The following is an 18,081-nucleotide window of genomic DNA, read 5'->3' as shown; positions in this document are numbered from 1 at the left end:
TGGCGACACTGCCGATGTGCCGGCGCGGACGACGAAAACCCCTGGCGTGCAGCTCTGTTCGTACCATCCATGCCCCTGAGTAGCGTGATCGCCGAGCATGGCGCGCTGCCCGAGCCCGTGCTCCGCGCCCTGGCCGCCGGTCTCGCCACCGCCCTGCGGGCCGTACACGCCGCCGGATTCACCCGTGGCCGGGTCGGACTCCATACCCTCTCGCTCACCCGAGACGGTGTGCGCCTGGCCGAAATCGCCATCCCGCTGCCCGAGGGCGAACACGAGGAAGCGGCCGATCCTTCGCCCGAGACCGACATGAGTTCCGCGCCTGCGACGGAGCAGGACGAAGATGCCCTGCCGACACCGCCCTCCGATATGTCCGCGCTCGGTGTCGTGCTCGCCTGCGCGGCCAGTGGCAGCGTGCGCCCGCGATCGCCTCGGATATCCCACGGCCGAGAACCGGCAGCGGCAGGTGATGATCCGGCGCACAGCTCTCACAGCTGACCCATAGCTTCGGTACAGCTTCGGCCCAGCGATTTCCCCGACGCTGTAACAATGTCAGTTCTGACCTCGGGAAACACCCCGATCGAGCGCGCCGCCATGCGTCGCGCCGACGGCAGCCCCGTCAGCGTACTGGTGGTGGACGACGAACCGGCGCTGGCCGAACTGCTCGCCATCGCCCTGCGCTACGAGGGTTGGATCGTCGGCACCGCGGGGGATGGGCGCACGGCCGTCGCCGGAGTCCGCGAGCTGCGGCCGGATGTGGTCGTGCTCGACGTGATGCTGCCCGATATGACCGGCCTCGAGGTGCTCGACCGGCTGCGAGTCCTGCTCCCGGATCTGCCGGTGCTGCTGCTGACCGCGAAGGATTCGGTCGAGGACCGGATTGCCGGGCTCACCGCGGGCGGCGACGACTACGTCACCAAGCCCTTCAGCATCGACGAGGTGGTGTTGCGGCTGCGGGGGCTGCTGCGGCGCGCCGGCATCGCGAGCGAGGAAAGCGCTTCCCGGCTGGTGGTCGGCGACCTGGTGCTCGACGAGGACAGCCACGAAGTCACTCGCGGCGGCGTCGACATCGTGCTGACCTCAACGGAATTCGAGCTGCTGCGATTGTTCATGCGCAATCCCCGCCGGGTGCTGAGCAAGGCGCAGATCTTGGATCGGGTCTGGAGCTACGACTTCGGCGGCCGATCCAACATCGTCGAACTCTATGTCTCCTATCTGCGCAAGAAGATCGACAGCGGTCGTCCGCCGATGATCCACACATTGCGAGGTGCGGGTTATGTCATCAAACCAGCTCAGTGAGTCCACGAAAGAGCTCGGTGCATCCACCAACCTGCCCGGTGCGGTCATGAACGATCTCGGGGCGCTTCCGAATCAGCCGGGTGTGTCCGCGGATCAGCCGATGTCAGGGAATCAGTTCGGCGCGTTGGGGAATCAATCAATCGTGGTCGCGAAAGAGCCCGGTGAGTTCACCGACGACCTGGCCGAGTCGCGACCCCGCCGTCGCTGGTCGCTGCGCGCCCGCCTACTGATCGGGCAGGTCGTGCTGCTGGTGGTCGTGGTCTCGGGCATCGGGATCGCGACCGAGCTTGCGCTGCAACAGTTCCTGGTGCACCAGGTGGATGTGACGCTGAAGGAGACGGCGAATCGGGCGCTGGGCGATTCGGGTGGCGGTCCGAGCCTGGGCCCGCCGCCGGATCAGCACAATGTCCCCGGCCCGCCGCCGTCCTCGGGCGAGGCGACCGGTCCCGGCCCGGAGTTCCTGAATCGCCGCAACATTCAACCGGATACGGTCGGCGCGATCGTCGATCACGATCGACCGGTGAGCGCGGGTCACGTCGGCTCCGATGGCGTGCAAACGGCCCTGTCGGAGTCGGCGCGCAAGGAGCTCGCCGCTGTCACCCCCGGGAAGCCGGCCTCGCTGGATATCCCGGGCCAGGGCCACTACCGCGTGCTCGCCCAGACCAGTTGGTCTGGCAAGACCGTGATCACCGGTCTGCCACTGGCGCAGGTCGATGCGACTCTCATGCGGGTGTTCCTGATCCTGCTCATCGTCACCGCCGTGGTCCTGGTGGTCGCCACGACGGCGGGCATCTGGCTCGTCCGGCGCGCCCTGACCCCGCTGGATCGGGTCGCCGCCACCGCCGCGCGGGTCGCGGACCTGCGGCTGGATCGCGGGGAAGTGACGCTGCCCGTGCGGGTTCCGGTCGCCGACGCCGATGCGCACACCGAGGTCGGCCAACTCGCCATGGCCATCAACCGCATGCTCGACCACATCGCCGGCGCGCTGGAGGCCCGGCACGCCAGCGAGACCCGGATCCGGCGGTTCCTGGCCGACGCCAGCCACGAGCTGCGCACCCCGCTGTCCTCCATCCGCGGCTACGCGGAACTGGCGCTGCGAGAACGGGATACGCTGCCGCCCGTGGTCGCGCACGCCATGGGCCGGGTCGATTCGGAGTCCCGGCGCATGACCACCCTGGTGGAGGACATGCTGCTGCTGGCCCGCCTGGACGCTGGACGCGGCCTCGAACACGCGCCGGTCGATCTGACCCGGCTCACCGTCGACGCGGTCAGCGACGCCCACATCGCCGGGCCGGATCTGCAGTGGGCGTTGGAATTACCGCCCGAGCCGATCGTTGTCAGCGGCGATCCCGCGCGCCTGCACCAGGTGCTGGCCAACCTGCTCGCCAATGCACGCGTGCACACCGGACCCGGCACCCGGGTCACCACCGCCCTGGCCGAGGACGGCCGGGGCGGGGCGATCTGGCGGGTCACCGACGATGGACCGGGCATCCCCGCGGAACTGCAGCCGGAGGTCTTCGAACGATTCGCCCGCGGCGATTCGTCGCGCTCGCGACGTGCCGGCAGCACCGGGCTGGGCCTGTCCATCGTGGCGGCGGTGGTGAAGGCGCACGCTGGCGCCATCGCGGTCGAAAGCCGTCCCGGCCACACCGAATTCACGGTGCGGCTGCCCGCCGCGGACTGAGCGCGCGGCGAGCGGCCGGTGTCGGTCGGCCGGCTCGGCGAGGCGGGTCAGCCGAGGGAGCCCGACGGCGGCTGCGGCTGGTTCTGCGGGGCGGGCTGGGGCTGCGGCTGATCGGGGCCGTGGTCCTGGTCGCCCGGCCGGCGGCACCGCGGCGAGCGCACCCGCCACGGCGATGCGGGCGGTCAGACGGCGCATACGGGACGGGGTCACAGACGAGGAATTCAACGCGCAGAGCCTTTCTCGGAGGGACGGCCGGCCGATCGGCCTGCCGTGACTCCTATCCAAAGGCCCGCATGTTGGCGGGTGATGGGTCCGACCTATGCGCAAGCTGGGAATCCTGAGCGGCCGCGGCGTCGCAGTAGGCTGAGCCGTGTGGGACGACCGGACGCAGTACACACCGCACCCGCCGCCCAGAGCGGCGCACCCATGGAATTCGTTGCCGACCTGCGAGATATCGCCTCGCCCGACCCGGGATCGCGATTTCTCACCGATCCCCGGCACGCCGCCGAACTGATTGCGGCCGAGACCCGGGACCGGTTGCGCGCGGTGTTCGAGGCCATGCCCGCCGAGCCCGTGATCCTGCTGTCCGGCGGTGTCGACTCGATCCTGTTGGCCGCCACCGCGGTTGCCCTGGGGCACCGCCCGCACGCCCTCACGGTGCTGACCGCCGACGGCAACGACCGCACCAATGCCATTGCCGCCGCCAGGGCGCTCGGCCTGCCGCACGAGATCATCGAACTGGACGGTCCCGCCGTGGTATCGCTGGCGCGGGCATCGTTGGAACGGCTGGAAGTTCCTGAGCTGTGGGAGGTTTCATACGCGGTCCCGATGCTCGCCATCGGTCCGGTCCTGGATCGCCTCGGGTTCGCCGGCCCGATCCTCACCGGCAGTGGCGCCGACGCCATCTTCGCTGGCGGCAAAACCCTTGCGCACCTGATCGACTCGGTCGAAGCAACCGCGGAACTCGATGCCCTCACTCGCCGGGAATCCGCCCACAATTTCACGATCGATCGGCTCGTTCCGGACTTCTATCGCCGTATCCTCGACGACCGCGCCGATCAGCTCGTGCACGTCTACCAGACCGTTCGCTTCTGGGAGCTCGCTGAAACACTAGCTCCTCCAACACTTTTCGGGCTGCATGACGGAGCATTGGCAGACAAGCTGTGCGTCCGAATCGCCTGCGAGGGGCTGCTGCCGGAGTCCGCTCGATCCCTTGCGTGGGCCAAGAAGTCCGCGATCCAGCGTTCAGCGGGCATCATGGGCGCACTCGCGGAGGCTGCTCGGCAATACGCTACCGCTCTCCCTGGCGCACGCACCTACTCCGACCCCGGCGCCGAACCTTTCGACGCCGTGGCCACCCGCCTCTATCTGGCGCTTCTCATGCGAGACCAGGAGACGGGCACCACAGCGGATTAGATTGCCCTGGTTCAGTTTCCGGACGCCTGCGTGCCCGCGACCCGGAACTCGTGGCTCATGCCCGAACACACCACATCATTGCGGACCGACACCGTGCAGGTGGTCCCGGCGTAGAAGACCGAGGTCGTGTACTGGTTGACCCCGGGCACGATCACCGCATTGCCGCCCGGCTGGGTGTGACTGCCATTCGACGTCCACTGCGGGTGCGAGGGAAAGTAAGCCGTGTCGATGGCCACGGCGGGCACGTAGGGCACCGGGATCGTCATACCTCCGAGAGTCATCGACATGATCAGCGCCGGACTCGGAAGATCGCACCCCACCACGCCATTCGGAGTGATCGAACAGTTGTTTCCGGCCATGTTGAACCACGCCACCCCATTGCCGTCCACATACGGCGCCGGATCGATGAAATCCGCCCGCGCAACCCCCGGAACCACCGCCGCGAACAATCCGGCGACCACCACGCCGCCGGCGACCACTGCTGACCTAACCTGCATTGCTCATCTCCTTTGAGGAATGTTCAACGGATCATGTCGAGTACGTGTCGAAGCTGATCGGACATCTTGGCACACATGAAGCAGGGGAGGCCGCACGATACGCCCGGACTCCCCACCACTCGCACGATCCATCAGGATCGATCGAACCTTCCGGCCTGCACAGCCGCGTAGAAGACAGCCCACTGGTCGGCGGGGAACATCAGCTCAGGACCGCCGGGGTTTTTCGAGTCCCGGACGCCGGTCTCGGCACCGATGTGGGCGACTTCCACACAAGCGTCCTGAGATGCTGAACGGCTGCTCTTGTACCACTGGGCACCCTGTCGGGTGGTGCTCATAATGCATACTCCTTCGCATTGTGGGCCAACAAGTCCCGTGTGCATTCCTCATCCAACGCACGGCGCTTGATTTCCACAAGAGCGCTTCGGTATCGGTCCGCTTTGTCCACTTGATCGAGATAGAGTGCACCCGTGAACCCCTCGACGTAGACCACGGGCGGCTCTATCCACTTGGTTTTCACGCCCGGTGACGACCTGGGCGGGAACTCCATGAGGACGAAGTGCCCCGTCTGAAGGCCCAGGTGCGCGCCAACTGATTGCGGCACAACACCGATCGAGATGTTGGTGGCTCGAGGCGTCACCGGCGCGGAGTCGAGTTGGGTTACAGAGGAACTCGACCTCGATCTCGCTTGGCGCCAGGCGGTCGCAGAGCTTGATCCGCGATGACTCTGGCACCGGGGAACTCAGGTCGACCACCGTCATGAACATCGCGGTGCGGACCATCGCCGGTCACCCGATAGCGATTGACAGTTCCGCCCGGCACGTCGCGCCCGCCAGGCGCTGCGGATCGTTGCACGATTCGTTCTCGATAGTTCGGAGTCTATCGACGCGAACCCGGGTTCCAATTTGTTCAGTCCGGAGTCAGGGGCGAAACTCGGTGGAGATGTAGTCGTATCGGATACCGATGATTTTCGGGACCGGCCACATGATCCGGCAGATCTACCACCATTCAACGGATCGCCGAGGCGATCAACGGAATTGCCCATCAGCACGCCTCCGGCTATTCCGTATCGCAGCCAGCCACTGCGGCACCTGCCGTTGGATCGACTTCGACAAAAGGCACGACCGGATACATCGAGGTCGGCGTTGCGATCGACACGACGGTACGTAACCGGGCATATGATCCGGGCAGCTCTTGCCGTGATAACGATGGTGTGGCTGAGGAGACGGAAGCATGCCCGCTCTGGTTGACCTTGCCGTGGGGATCGCGCCCATTGCCGGTGGATTGGCTCTCGGTGCAGCGGCGGGATATCTGAAGGGCCCGGACGTCCGCAAGACGATCAATCAGGATATGGAACTGCTCGACCGCCTACCTTCGGAGGCGGTGCAACGGCGAGCCGAACTCCAAGAGAGCATCGATAGTCGCATCGACGACCTGGTCGCGGCCGTCAACCGATACCGGCCGTTGCGCATAGCCGCCGCCTCCTATCGCGGCAGTTTGCGCGACATCCTGCTGTTCATCTGCACGATTCTGTTTACGGCGGTGTGGTGGAGCGTCGATCATCAAAAGAGCAGCTGGCTACCGATGTTCGTTGTCCTTATTGTGATTTCAGTGTGGGCGGCCGGCTACGCGTTCAGTGGTCTGCGCACATCCTTACTCAGTTACCGGCTGAAGAAGGACTGACCTGGCCGGGGCGGTCAGTGCGGTATGTGCGGTCGAGCGGGCGGTGTCCCGCATGGTGGCGATGACTTGCCGGCCGGAGCGGGCGGCGTGGATGGCCGTGTGCAGTCCGATGGTCGGGGAGCCGGTGATAGTGGGCATGTCGCGCGAGCAGGAGCCGCGGGAGCTGACGGCCCGACGCCCACGCGGCCGATCCGGACGCCGCCCTCGCCGCCGCCGACTCGGGGCCCCGGGCTCGGCGGCGCCGGACTGGGCCCCTACGCCGGGGAGCTTGCCGCGCACGGCGGCGATCCACTGGGTCACCTGCTCCTCCGGCTGATTGCCGGTGAAGTCGGCGAGCGGTGGGGCTGTTCGCGGCGATCGATCGCCGCTACGTCACCGAGGCGGAACTGCTTTCACCGCAATCGATTCCGATACTGGAAGCCGTCAGACCTATTTCGCGCCATATCGATTGGGGCCTGTCGCAATCGGTCGAACCTGCACCGGACTGGTATCTCGAAGGGTGTCGCCGAGCTTCGCCGTCGCGGTGAAAGTCGAACTCCGCCACTTCGAGCGCGCAGGCTTTGACGCCGGCGACGCCCGCGAGATGATCGACATGCTCGAGACCGTCGCCAACTACGTCGACTACGTCAAGGCGGGCCATTGCACGGACACCGTGTTCGCCGCCGGGCTCGGGCGCGTTCGGCGGCAACAGCTTTCACTCCGCGCGGTGGAACCACCATTCGATCTGACACACCGCTTCGACCGTCCTCATGCCGGTTCGGGGGTGGTCAGTCGCCGGGCCGCGAGCACCGTGGCTGCGCGCCGGTCCTCGGCGTCGGCGCAGTCGTTGTGCAGGGCGTGTACAGCGGCGGTGCGGGCCAGGTCGGTGAGCAGGGTCAGCAGGGTGAAGGGCTGGAAGAGGTCGGTGATGAGCCCATTGTCCTGGCCGCGCCGAATCTCGGCGATCTTGGGAGCCACCGCGTTGCGGATCGCTTCCTCGGCGGCGGGGATGCGCGTGTCCTCGATTTCGGCCCAGGCTTGCAGCCGGGCGTTGTCGGGGTTGCGTAGGTAGTGATCGAACAGCCGGCCGACATAGGACGGCAGATCCTCTGCGTCGAGGGCGGTTTCGGACGTGGTGTCGCTGGCCCACTGCGCGGTCACCGCGGCATACAGCTCGTCCTTGCCGGCGAAATACGCGTAGAGGCGGTCTTTGCTCGCGTTGGCATCTTTGGCGATCCGATTGATCCGCGCACCGGCGACTCCGTACTGGGCGAACTCGGCTTTGGCGGCGGCGAGGATTCGCTCCTTGGTGGCGTGTCCGGCTGAACGCATCCCCGCATCCTACTTGCCGAACCAGTCGGTTCGGGTGTACGTTTCCCGAACCAAATGGTTCGGGAAATGGGAGCGGCGATGACCGAGACGATCCAGCGCTGGCGCGAACTGGCGGAGCTGCCCGACGGGGTGTCCCCGGCGGATCTGGACGAGCTGTGGCGGGGTCTGGACACGGTGCGTGCCGAGGACATCCTGGGTGAGTGGAAAGGCGCGGCCTTCCAGACCGGTCATCCGCTGTGCCGAGCGCTGGCGCGCAGTCGCTGGTACGGCAAGACTTTCGTGTCACTGTCGCAGGTCAAGCCGCTGATCTGCCGGGCCGAGGACGGAACGCTGTTCTCCGACACCGCCCTCGGCGGCGAGGCATCCCTGTGGAACGTCGAGTTCCGGGGCGAGGTCACCGCGACCATGGTCTATGACGGCCGGCCGGTGTTCGACCACTTCAAGCGACTCGACGAGACGACGCTGATGGGCATCATGAACGGCCGCCCCGACCTGGTCCTCGCCGACGGCCGGCACTTCTACTTCCTGCTCGAGCGGGCCTGAGCGATGCCCGCCACACGCGCCGCTCTTTCTCGCGATCCGGAGACCCCGTTCACGATCGAATCGGTCCTCCTCGACGAGCCACGCGGCCCGGAGATTCTCGTCCGCATCGTGGCCTCGGGCATCTGCCACACCGATCTGGTGGCCCGTGACATCGGCGCGCGGGACCGGCCCGTCCTGCTCGGACATGAAGGCGCCGGAGTCGTGGAAGCCGTTGGCGAGGAGGTCGAGGACGTCCGCCCCGGGGACCATGTCGTGCTGACCTACCGCCATTGCGGCGCCTGCCGCAACTGCCGTCTCGGCCGCCCGGCCTACTGCGCCCGGGCCACGCGCCTGAACCAGTTCGGGCCGCGCCCGGACCGTAGCGCGCGGGTCACCGTCGATGGGACCGCGGTGCGCGACGGGTTCTTCGGCCAGTCGAGTTTCGCGGGCTACGCCCTGACCACCGCGGACAACACCGTTCTCGTGCCGGGCGCGACGGATCTGGCCATCGCCGCCCCGCTGGGCTGCGGATTCCAGACCGGAGCCGGAGCTGTCCTCGAGGCGCTGCGCCCGGAGCCGGAGTCGGTACTGGTGATCTACGGGGCCGGAGCGGTCGGAATGGCGGCGCTGCTGGCCGCGCGCACGCTCGAGGACACATCGGTGATCGTGGTCGAAACCTCGCCGCACCGAAGGGCTCTCGCGCTGGAGCTCGGGGCGGTGCACGCCGTGGATCCCGCGGACGGTGACACGGTGGCGGCGATCCTGGATCTCACGGGAACGGGCGCGACCCATGCTCTCGACACCACGGGTCGCCCTGAGGTACTCGCCGCCGCGGTGGCGGGCCTGGCGGTCGGGGGATCGGTTGCCGCGGTCGGCTTGGGATCGGGCATCCCGCCGATCGATCTGCGCGACATCGTGCTGTCGGGCAAGACGATTCGCGGCTGCCTCGAAGGCGATGCGGCGCCGCGACGGTTCATTCCCGAGCTGCTCGACTTGTACGCCGACGGACGGCTGCCGCTGGATCGCCTGGTGCGGGTGTACCCGTACACCGAAATCAATGCCGCTCTGGCCGACCACCGCGCGGGACACACCATCAAACCCGTTCTGGCCTGGTAAGACCAGGCCGCCACCCGAGATGGACCCATGCCGTGCTGCATCCTCGTCAGCTATCTCATCGCCGCCGTCCGGATGGGCCGGCGGCGATCGTCCGGGCGTGGGTCCGCGCCGAGCGCGTTCGCGCCGCCGGCTCGCCCGCCCGGGCCCGTCCTGCCGACCGCCTCCGACTCGAGCACCGGGAGTGCCGCGTGAACACCGCACCGTCGACGACCGCCGCGCGACCGGTGACCGAGTCCAGCTCGATGGCCATGTCGCACAACGGTTTCTGCTCCTGGAGGAGCGTTCATGTGGCAGACGCGCATGATTCTGACCTCGGTCGCCGTCGCGGCGACGGTGGTGTGCGCATTCGGCCAGGGCTCGACCGAATCGACTCCGGTCAGCTGGTAGGGCCCTGTCCCGGCGTACGGGTTGCTGGGTTTCGGCGCCAACCGGCATCGATGGCCGCGGCCTGCAGTGCGTCGAGGCCGAACGCCTCGACCGGGCCCAATGCGCCGGTGTCGAGCAAGCCACCGGCCAGCGCTGCGTGTGCTGCCCAGGCCAGCATGTGTGCGGTGAAATCGTACGGGTCGCCGCCACCGAGAGTGACCGAGGCCGCGAGGTTATCGCGGTCGTCGTAGGCTTCGGCGACCACCCAGCCGCGCGTGCGGGCACGGGCCTGAGCGTCAGGTCCTCCGGTGGAGCCCTTGACGGCCCGCGCCAGCGCGGTTTCGAGTCCGTGCCTGAGCGGTGCGAGCTGTCCCGCGGCAGCGGCCAGCCTCGAACCGATCTGCAGGCCACGGGCCACGACCGGAGGTAAGCCCAGGAAGACGTCGACCGTACGCAGGTTCGGGTGGGAGCGCGTGAATGCGAAGTGCTCGGATCCGGGAATCGACACGGCGGTGCGGGCTTTTCCGGCGACGTCGAAGCTGCGCAGGTGTGCTCCGCTGGGCTCGGTGACGATCTTGCCGTCGCGCAGGGCGAAGCCCCGTTCGAACAGCATCCCGGCCATGGAGGCGCGGGTTCCGCCGCTGGTGCTGGGTCCGTCCATGAAGTAGCCGACATCGACACGGACAGCAGTGGGCGCCTCACGCAGCGCCAACCCGGCCGCCAGATTGCCTGGCACGTAATCGAACCCGAACGCGGTCAGCAGCGCTACGCCGGCGGTGCGGGCCTGGCCGTCGTGCTCGAACACGGTGCGGATGAAGGGCCCTTCCCCGGTGGAATCGATGTAGTGGGCGCCGGCGGAGATCGCGGCGGCCAGTGCGGGGCCGCCGTGGCGCAAGAACGGCCCGACCGTTGTCACCAGGACATCTCCGCGATCGAGCAAGGCTTTCACCGAGCCCGGGTCGGTGACATCGGCGACCGCGGTCCGGGCGCCGCCGAGGTCGGCGGCGAGTTTCGCCAGTGCGGTGGCGTTGCGCCCGGCCAGCACCGGCGAATCGCCATGGGCGGTCAGGGCTTCGGCGGTCAGGCGCCCGGTGTAGCCGGTGGCCCCGAACAACACGATCTTCGGCATTGGTTGTTATCTCCGTTTCTGCTGATCGTCGACGATTGCCGGCCGGTCGTCCGGGACCAGATGGGTGATGCCGAGCTCGCGCAGCATGATGCCGGGCTTGCCGGCATGGATCGGGCGGACCGAGTTCAACAGCTCCACGAAGGTCAATTGATCGGCCGGATGGACGCCGTCGGTGGGATGGAAATCGACTGTGGCCGTTCCGGTTCCGGCCGCAGTGGTGGTGACGAGGCGGTAGCGCAGCGGGACGGCGCCGATGCCTCGGGTGCGTGTCGAGCGGTAGCTGATCCGGTCTGCGAGGGTGTGCACCGCACCGGACTCCTCGGTGTCGACGATCGGGGCTTCGGAGCGCACGTCCGCGAAGGCGGCGTCCTCCAGCACACGGAGACCGGCGAAGTAGAAAGCGGGCAGGGCATCGGCGGGCACCGTATTCCACGGATACACGGTGTCGTCGGGCAGATCGATCTCCTCGAACAACTCGATCCGGGTGATCTCCCCGGCCGCGGCGGCGAGCGAGCGGGTCAGGCGGGCCGCGACCGCCGACTGGAAGCCGCCTGTGGCGTGCAGGGTGGACGATCCGGAGCGACAGGCATCCCGGATTTCGTCCAACGGGAGGGCGTCGAGGGGAAGCGCAGTGACCACGTTGCGACCCGCCCCGAGCTGGAGCGGGATCTCGCTGATGTCGGCTGACAGGTGGATGACCGCCGCGGCCGAGGAAGGCTCCACGACAACGACGTCCGGGTGCGCGGTGATCCGATCGGCGAGAGGTCCGGTGCCGAGCACCGCGATCGGGAACGGGGAGGTCATGCGGTCTCCAGACGGAATCGGGGGCTCAGATCGGGCGTCGCGATACCGGGCGGCGCCGCGCACAGTTCCGGGATGACATCGAGCATGGCCTTGACCGAGATATCGGTGACCGCGGACCAGTCACCGCCGTACGAGCTGTCGTCCAGTTCGTTGCGCATCTCGATCCGGGCCGGGCTGCCGTCCAGCGTGATCACGTGCCCACCGGCCAGGCTACGCGGATGATCCGGGCCGAGGTGGGCATTGCCCGGCCCGACGTGCCAGCATTCCGCGTTGGTCATGAACAGCCGGTCGTCGATGTACCCGCGGTAGCTCATGTGGATGGCACCAACCGAGCCGGGCTCGATCACGCTGCCGCCCGCCTGCACCCGGGTCCGCGCCGGCACCGGATACACGTGCCGCTCCACTCGGACCCGATCGGCGCCGACGCCGAACAGTGTGTGCGCGACATTGGCGAGCACCGCGTCGAAGTAGAAGTGCTGCATGAGCGCGATCGCGTGATCGGAGTCGACCGCGCTCAGCGGCATTCCGAAACCGAGGCTGGCCAGTCCGCCCCACATGCCATCCGGCGCCGGCGACAGATCGCCGACCTCCAGGAACTTCACCTCGCGTACCTCGTCCAGCAGCCCGGCCAAACGCAGCAGGAGTTGCTCTACCATCAGCCCCGGATGCAGGCCGGTGCCGTGCAGCGAGACCCCGCCTCGCAGGCACGCCGCCTGCAGTCGTCCGCCCGACGCGCGGCGCGGAATCGCCCGGTCCACCAGCGGTCCTGCCAGTCGATCGAGCACCGGCCGGGCGAACCGGGCCGGGCCCGAATCCACCACGCGCATCAGCGTTTTCAGCGCCGACAATGCCATGGGTAACTGCGGTCCGAAGGCATTGCCGGTCACTCGCATCTGCGCCACCGTACGCATTACCTCCAGTGGGGTACGCGATTCGGACAGCCAGGTCGGCATGGCGGGGTTGTGGTAAGAGGCCGCGGACACCACATTCTTGCCGGACTCCAGCAGATCCAGCACATCGGCGTCCGCGCCCTGCACGAGCGCGGGCGTGGTGGGCGTGTGCACCACACAATCCGCTTCCAGTGCAAGGATTTCCGCCTTCGACGTGGTCGCCCTGATTCCCACCGGCGGTAGGCCCACCAGCTCGCCGATATCCCTGCCGTGCTTGTGCGGGCTGAACACCTTGACCCCGACGACCTCGAAGTCGGGTGATTCCAGCGCCGTGCGCAGCGCCCGCCCGCCCATGTCGCCGGGGCCCCAGATGATCAGTCGATACGGACGTGTCACAACCGCCTCCTAGCCGTTCGCCGTATATCTAGCACGTCAGGCCATGAGATACATAGACTTTCAGTCTCTTATTATCTCGCGCTGCGAGTTCTGTGCTCATGCCGGGTGGACCGGATCACCCCGCAGTCGCGGATCTGCCGCGGAACCTATGCGGGCCAGCCGGTTTCCAGCTGGGGGCAGCTCCGGATCGCCGCCGACCCAGCGCAGGCGCGCACGTGGTCGGCGGACTCTCGAGCGCCGCCACCAGTGGGAACCCCGGCTCTGATTCAGGGGTTATCGGAACCATGAGTCGGCGAGGACGGACCGCCGGTCGGTCATCGGCCGTGTGTGGCGTCTACAGGCATGCGCCAGTGTCAGTGCGGTGACGAACAGCCCGAGCGCGAACACCAGCGCTCCGCCCAGGAAGGTCGGAATCGAGCCCAATCGTGCGCTTGTCGAAGCCGAAGGTGATGCGGTCTAAACCCTCACAACCACTGAGGAATTGGCGGAATCCGGGCGATGTGTGGCCAATATTGCTCGATTACACCGGCTGTCGGGATCGGCAGCGACTCGCCGACCGGCGGGCGGGCGGCGGTTCACATCGCTGTCAGTGGGTATCGGTAGCGTCTGGGCTGTGGAAACTGGGGAACGTATCCAAGAGCTCGCGGACCGTATCGTGGCGTTGCGTGACGCCTACTATCAGGGCTCGCCGCTTGTCGCGGACGCGGAGTATGACGCGATCGAGGACGAACTGCGTGGTCTGATCGAGGCGAACCCCGAGCTCACGCCGGACCCGAATCCGCTCGACGAGGTCGGCGCGCCCGCGGTGCTGCACGCCCCGATCCGGCATTCGCGTCCGATGCTGTCACTCGAGAAGGCCACCAAGCCGGAGCAGGTCGCGGCATTCTTCGACCGTTTTCCGGGGCAGCCCGTGGTGGTGATGCCGAAGCTCGACGGGTTGTCCCTGGCCCTGGTCTTCGAGGACGGGAGGCTGGCGCGCGCGATCACCCGGGGCGACGGCACCACCGGTGACGACGTGACCATGCTGGTCCGCGCGCTGGTCGACGGTGTTCCCGAGCGGATCGACCTGCCGGGGCGGGTGGAGGTGCGCGGTGAGGCGGTGATGCTGCGTTCCACCTTCGCCGCCTACAACGTCGCCCACCCGGACAAGCCGCTGATCAATCCGCGCAACGCCGCGGCGGGCACGCTGCGCGCGAAGGACCCGGCCACGGTGTCCGAACGGCGACTGCAGTTCTTCGGCTTCGACCTGGATGTCGCCAGCGGCGACGCGGCAGTCGATCTGGAGGAGGGGCTGCGCGCGGTGGGGATCGCGGGCGCGGCGATGCGTCACTGCCTCGACGCCGAGCAGGCGCAGGCGGCGATCACCGCGGTCGAGACGGACCGCAACGACCTCGACTACGACCTCGACGGCGCCGTGCTGCGACTGGCCGACCGCGGGGCGTATGCCGCGGCCGGCACTCGATCGAACTCGCCGCGCGGTGCGCTGGCATTCAAGTTCGCCGCAGAGGAGAAGACCACCCTGCTGGCCGACGTAGTCTGGGATGTCGGCAAGACCGGCAAGATCGTCCCTGTCGCGTGGCTGGAGCCGGTATTCGTAGGCGGTACAACGGTCACCAAGGCGACGCTTGCCAACCAGGAGGTCATCCGCGCCCGCGACATCAAGGTCGGTGACACGGTGCTGGTGCGCCGCGCGGGAGACGTGATCCCGTTCGTGGCGGGAGTGCTCGATGCCTCCAAACGCACCGGCGATGAGCGCGAGATCGTGCCGCCCACCGCCTGCCCGTCGTGCGGACAATCCGTCACCGAGCAGGGCAACAGCCGAGAGCTGTTCTGCACCAATGTTTCCTGCCCCGCGCAGACCGTCCGGAGGCTGATCCACTGGGCATCGCGCGCGGCCGCAGACATCGATGCGATCGGCCCGGTCTGGATCGAACGTCTCGCCGAGGCGGGCATCCTGGAGCAGCCGTCGGACTTCTACACGCTGACCAAGGAACGCCTGCTCGAATTCGACCGTGTCGGTGAGGTTTCGGCTACCCGCATGATCGACTCGATCGATGCCAGCCGTCAGGTCGGCCTGCGCCGTGCACTGATCGGTCTGGCGATCCCCATGGCCTCCGACGGCACCGCCGCCCGTCTCGCCCGAGCCGGATTCGGCTCCCTGGAGGAGGTCGCGGACGCGGGCGAAGGGCGGCTCGTGGAAGTCGAGGACATCGGACCGAAAGTCGCTGCCTCCCTGGCCTCGCACCTCACCCGGCTCCGTCCCGAACTGGAGCGGCTGCGCGCAGCAGGCGTGTCCCTGGACGTCCGTGAGGAAGACCTTCCCCCCGTCGTCGCGGCCGGCGCGCCTCTGGAAGGCAAGACGGTAGTGATCACCGGCGCCATCAGCGACCCGCGCTCCGGCGAAAAGGTCGCCCGCCCAACGTTCCAACGCCTGTGTGAGAAAGCGGGAGCAACCGCGGCCTCCTCGGTCTCGGCGAACACCGACATGCTCATCACCGGCGCGGGAGTCGGCGACGCCAAACTGACCAAGGCGGAGAAACTCGGCGTCCAGGTCGTCGACCAAGGCGAGATCTGGACCCTCCTGCTCGCCGCCAACGTCGTCTGACCGGAACAGAACCCGCGGGCCGAAACAACCTCGGCCCGTTGGTCTTCCAAGTCCGGCCGCTGGGCCGGCCCAGACGCGGCTGTTATCTCGAGGCGGACTCGAATCCTTCCCGGCGAACCTCGATCGTTCGTACGACACGAACGATTCCATAGCCCAACCCGCCCAACCCGATCAGGCCGCACACGAGTATCTCGATCAGGCCCTCCATCCGATTCGACGACCGCTGATCGTCGTAGCTGTGCACGACGGTCGAACTCCTCCAGGTTTCCTCGCACCGGTCGCCCTGATCCATCTTCTGGTACCCGCACGACACATTCGCCTCGGTGAGCTGCTCGAAACCGTTCACTATCCCGAAGAACCCGATAACCAGCGCGAAAACCACCCACATCACGGTCCGCATCGGCCCGCCTCCTCCGCTTCGAATTCCTGCCACGCCCGCACCGGTCACGATCGCTGCTGAGACGACCGGTGCGACACCGACGATGAGTCAGAACCCCGGATCGAGAATTCGCCGCAGCTCACCGGCTTCGAACTCTCGCTCACCCGTCGCATCGCGGACCGACCCCACAGCACTGGATATTCCGGTCCGACCCCCTGACCCACGCTCGCAGTATACGATCTCGGCTCGGCAAATCGACTGTCGCGCAATCGGTTACTCAATCGGTCATTCAGCCACGAGAATGCACCGCCGAACACGACTTCCAACGATGCGACAAGGACGGCACGCGCACTCCGCACATTCTGTCAACGGCATCGCATTCAGAGCGATCGCGCTCGACCCGTCGATCTTCCGAGGTCCGGCGCTGTCCAGCATCGGCGGCGAATGTCCAGAGCCGATCTCACCCACGAGATCGGTTCCGGGCGTGCTGGCGCTCGGCCCGCTGCCGGACCAGCTCCTCGACCGCCATGGGGAGGGTGGTGTCGAAGTCGAAGTTTGACCCACGTCGGGGTGATGACGATCCGGACCATGCCGTCGTAGAGTGACCGAACCTCGGCCTCCCACTCGACGGGCTGCTCCGGAGTCATCTCGTAGCTGCCGTTCATCTGCAGGTACTCCTCCGGGATGCCGTCCAGCACGGCCAGCTCCGCTCGACCGCGGATGAGCAGGATCTTCGGCCGGTGCACCTCGGTGTCGATCGTCAGCGCGACCTGCGGGTTGTGCCGCAGTGAGGGCAGTTTCGGGGCGTTATTCGCGGTGCAGACGACGATCTCTGACCCGTTCCAGGCGAATGCGATCGGAATGTTGCGAGGTCTGCCTGTCCTTGGCGACGTAGGCCATGCGCAGCAGGTCGCGAGCCAGCAGCCCCCGGCTGATCGGAAGGTTCAGGATCTCGGTGATCTCGTTCGGTTGCATGGTGTTCGCTCTTTCATCGGTGTGGTGGAGGCCGTTTCGGCTGCTCGTACCCCTGGGACGGAGCTGCCCGCGCGTACTCGACATCCGCGACACAGAAAATTGCGAATCGGTGCTCCCAACCTCCGGAGAAGGTGGACGATTGATTGGTACCGCGCGGTTTGTGGACTCTTCCGGCCGTGCTTGTTTCTGCAGCGCCAGGGTGGTGCACACAGCTCGAACCAGAAGGAATAGTCAGATGATTACCCGAATTGTCAGCGGCATAGCCGCAACCGCAGTCGTCCTGGGTCTCGGAGTCGCCGGAGCCGCCTCGGCTTCCGCATCCCCCTCCGACATTCGAACAACACCCGTCGCCGGCTCGGCCAGCATCTGCTTCTTCGTCCCCGTGGGATCGGCCTCCGTCGGCTTCTGCATCTGAACACGTCGCAGCCCGGGAAGGGCTCGTGGTGGCGGCCTACGCCGACCCGTCCGGCGGATCGGGTTCCGGATTTTCCCATGGCGTGATGTGTTGAGGCGTCTTGATGTTCGCGTGGTCGAGGAAGTCTTGCTCGGCATCCATTCCCAGGTCCGCGCGCATCAGTGGTCTCAGGGTCCGGTAAGCGATCTGAGCGTCGCGCCACGCGGCCGTCAACTTCTCGCGGTCAGGCTCGCCCTCCCGCGTGATCCAGCGCGTCATGTCCAGACGCGGCCGAATCGTCTCCAGTATCCACACGCGAATATGTTCCGGGGCAAATAGATTGACCATGCCCTGTCCCGTATTCGCGGCGTCGTAAGCGGCCTCCAAACGCTCCAGGGCACCGGACGCCGGCGGATTGTCTTTGCCCCGGACGAGCGGGAACAGGGCGACATCCCAGTACTCGATGCGTCCGATCAGATGCGCGTAGGCGTCGCTGCGCGCGGTGTAGAGCCGGTTCTCGTCCTGCCGGGCACTGTCACGCCGCCACCTGCGGTCTTCGCGCTACGCCGCGATCAACTGAGCTCCGAGAACACCGACAAACCCAAGCGCTGCAACGACTAT

General features: G+C 67.2%; 19 protein-coding genes. 9 read left to right on the top strand and 10 right to left on the bottom strand.

The genetic code is table 11. The features are described 5' to 3' along the window. Positions 1–69: 69 nt before the first annotated feature. The 4 genes from ON33_RS33985 (at position 70) to ON33_RS33970 (ending at position 4,396) form a co-directional block, all read left to right on the top strand. Positions 70–495 carry a hypothetical protein gene (locus tag ON33_RS33985; protein ID WP_157184869.1) on the top strand — a complete coding sequence of 142 codons (426 nt, stop codon included), beginning with the start codon at positions 70–72 and terminating at the stop codon, positions 493–495. A gap of 51 nt (positions 496–546) precedes the next feature. Further along, entirely contained in the window at positions 547–1,296 is a 750-nt protein-coding gene (locus ON33_RS33980) for a response regulator transcription factor (RefSeq protein ID WP_040863241.1), read from the top strand. Between the two features lie 142 nt (positions 1,297–1,438). Next, complete coding sequence (locus ON33_RS33975; protein WP_281033263.1) at positions 1,439–2,980, top strand: sensor histidine kinase; 1,542 nt, start codon at positions 1,439–1,441, stop codon at positions 2,978–2,980. A 372-nt stretch (positions 2,981–3,352) separates the two neighbouring features. Beyond that, complete coding sequence (locus ON33_RS33970) at positions 3,353–4,396, top strand: asparagine synthase C-terminal domain-containing protein (RefSeq protein ID WP_157184868.1); 1,044 nt, start codon at positions 3,353–3,355, stop codon at positions 4,394–4,396. 11 nt (positions 4,397–4,407) lie between these two features. Here the strand turns inward: ON33_RS33970 and ON33_RS33965 are convergent, their stop codons facing one another. The 3 genes from ON33_RS33965 to ON33_RS44565 all read right to left on the bottom strand — a co-directional run bounded on the left by ON33_RS33965 (position 4,408) and on the right by ON33_RS44565 (position 5,530). Continuing rightward, on the bottom strand, positions 4,408–4,893 hold the full coding sequence (locus tag ON33_RS33965; RefSeq protein ID WP_157184867.1) for a hypothetical protein: 486 nt from the start codon (positions 4,891–4,893) through the stop codon (positions 4,408–4,410). 131 nt (positions 4,894–5,024) lie between these two features. Further along, a complete protein-coding gene (locus ON33_RS33960; protein WP_040863238.1) occupies positions 5,025–5,228 on the bottom strand; it encodes a DUF397 domain-containing protein in 204 nt (67 codons plus the stop codon). Next, positions 5,225–5,530: a Scr1 family TA system antitoxin-like transcriptional regulator gene (locus ON33_RS44565; protein WP_373281081.1), complete on the bottom strand. Its 306-nt coding sequence runs from the start codon at positions 5,528–5,530 to the stop codon at positions 5,225–5,227. The genes ON33_RS33960 and ON33_RS44565 overlap by 4 nt, the downstream gene beginning before the upstream one ends. 593 nt (positions 5,531–6,123) lie before the next feature. Here ON33_RS44565 and ON33_RS33950 point away from each other — a divergent pair. Both ON33_RS33950 and ON33_RS41985 read left to right on the top strand, forming a co-directional pair. After that, positions 6,124–6,573 carry a hypothetical protein gene (locus tag ON33_RS33950; protein ID WP_040863237.1) on the top strand — a complete coding sequence of 150 codons (450 nt, stop codon included), beginning with the start codon at positions 6,124–6,126 and terminating at the stop codon, positions 6,571–6,573. Between the two features lie 338 nt (positions 6,574–6,911). Beyond that, positions 6,912–7,100, top strand: a complete 189-nt coding sequence (locus tag ON33_RS41985; protein ID WP_157184866.1) for a hypothetical protein — start codon at positions 6,912–6,914, stop codon at positions 7,098–7,100. Between the two features lie 220 nt (positions 7,101–7,320). On the opposite strand, the gene ON33_RS33945 is transcribed toward ON33_RS41985, so the two are convergent. Continuing rightward, entirely contained in the window at positions 7,321–7,884 is a 564-nt protein-coding gene (locus ON33_RS33945) for a TetR/AcrR family transcriptional regulator (RefSeq protein ID WP_040863236.1), read from the bottom strand. 78 nt (positions 7,885–7,962) lie between these two features. Here ON33_RS33945 and ON33_RS33940 point away from each other — a divergent pair, with 78 nt between their 5' ends. Beyond that, the gene (locus tag ON33_RS33940; RefSeq protein ID WP_040863235.1) at positions 7,963–8,427 is read left to right on the top strand and encodes a DUF4334 domain-containing protein; all 465 of its coding nucleotides are present in this window, start codon (positions 7,963–7,965) and stop codon (positions 8,425–8,427) included. Between the two features lie 3 nt (positions 8,428–8,430). Further along, the gene (locus tag ON33_RS33935) at positions 8,431–9,522 is read left to right on the top strand and encodes an NAD(P)-dependent alcohol dehydrogenase (RefSeq protein ID WP_040863234.1); all 1,092 of its coding nucleotides are present in this window, start codon (positions 8,431–8,433) and stop codon (positions 9,520–9,522) included. 376 nt (positions 9,523–9,898) lie between these two features. Here ON33_RS33935 and ON33_RS33930 read toward each other — a convergent pair whose 3' ends face one another. The 3 genes from ON33_RS33930 to ON33_RS33920 are packed head-to-tail and all read right to left on the bottom strand — an operon-like array spanning position 9,899 to position 13,107. Then, entirely contained in the window at positions 9,899–11,017 is a 1,119-nt protein-coding gene (locus tag ON33_RS33930) for a saccharopine dehydrogenase family protein (RefSeq protein ID WP_040863233.1), read from the bottom strand. A 6-nt stretch (positions 11,018–11,023) separates the two neighbouring features. Beyond that, on the bottom strand, positions 11,024–11,821 hold the full coding sequence (locus ON33_RS33925; RefSeq protein WP_040863232.1) for a hypothetical protein: 798 nt from the start codon (positions 11,819–11,821) through the stop codon (positions 11,024–11,026). Continuing rightward, positions 11,818–13,107, bottom strand: a complete 1,290-nt coding sequence (locus ON33_RS33920; RefSeq protein ID WP_040863231.1) for a hypothetical protein — start codon at positions 13,105–13,107, stop codon at positions 11,818–11,820. Before ON33_RS33920 ends, ON33_RS33925 begins: the two co-directional genes overlap by 4 nt. A gap of 613 nt (positions 13,108–13,720) precedes the next feature. On the opposite strand from ON33_RS33920, the gene ligA reads away from it, so the two are divergent. Beyond that, a complete protein-coding gene (gene ligA / locus ON33_RS33915) occupies positions 13,721–15,712 on the top strand; it encodes an NAD-dependent DNA ligase LigA (RefSeq protein ID WP_040863230.1) in 1,992 nt (663 codons plus the stop codon). Positions 15,713–15,794: 82 nt separating this feature from the next. Here the strand turns inward: ligA and ON33_RS33910 are convergent, their stop codons facing one another. The 3 genes from ON33_RS33910 to ON33_RS33895 all read right to left on the bottom strand — a co-directional run bounded on the left by ON33_RS33910 (position 15,795) and on the right by ON33_RS33895 (position 17,847). Then, entirely contained in the window at positions 15,795–16,112 is a 318-nt protein-coding gene (locus ON33_RS33910; protein WP_040863229.1) for a hypothetical protein, read from the bottom strand. 786 nt (positions 16,113–16,898) lie between these two features. Next, a complete protein-coding gene (locus ON33_RS43740; RefSeq protein WP_245551046.1) occupies positions 16,899–17,066 on the bottom strand; it encodes a hypothetical protein in 168 nt (55 codons plus the stop codon). Positions 17,067–17,517: 451 nt separating this feature from the next. Further along, positions 17,518–17,847, bottom strand: coding sequence for a hypothetical protein (locus ON33_RS33895; RefSeq protein ID WP_040863227.1), 330 nt, complete (start codon positions 17,845–17,847; stop codon positions 17,518–17,520). Positions 17,848–18,081 lie beyond the last annotated feature (234 nt).

It is taken from the genome of Nocardia niigatensis NBRC 100131, assembly GCF_000308655.1.
GTDB classification, from domain to species: Bacteria; Actinomycetota; Actinomycetes; order Mycobacteriales; family Mycobacteriaceae; genus Nocardia; species Nocardia niigatensis.
This window is presented reverse-complemented; position numbering and strand designations above follow the sequence as displayed.